Source organism: Sphingomonas sp. 10B4, from assembly GCF_035019905.1.
In the GTDB taxonomy this organism is placed as follows: Bacteria; Pseudomonadota; Alphaproteobacteria; order Sphingomonadales; family Sphingomonadaceae; genus Sphingomonas; species Sphingomonas glacialis.
Map to the genome: position 1 here is coordinate 1 of NZ_JASJVC010000448.1, position 252 is coordinate 252.

Here is a 252-nt window from a genome sequence, read left to right on the forward strand (position 1 = left end):
GTATGCGGTCGGTACCCCGGCCGACCTCGTTAGCCAGGCGCAACAGCGCTGGAATCTGCCCTGTGTGGTCATAGGCGGCATGACGGTAGATAATTGTCAGCCCTTGATCGCGCGCGGCAGCGCGATGGTGGCCGTGATCAGCAGCGTGTATTCGGTGCCCGACCCGGGTGCCGCCGCGCGCAGCTTCGCCGCCTTGTTTTGAGGCGCGCAAGGGCGGCGCAGTCCCGTATAATCGGGGGATGCAAAATTTAC

1 protein-coding gene is annotated in these 252 nt (G+C 63.9%); it reads left to right on the top strand.

The annotated features are described in order from the left end of the window. Positions 1-202: thiamine phosphate synthase (locus QN347_RS20450; protein WP_323494495.1), on the top strand; the 202-nt coding region annotated here is incomplete at its 5' end. Between the last annotated feature and the right edge of the window lie 50 nt (positions 203-252).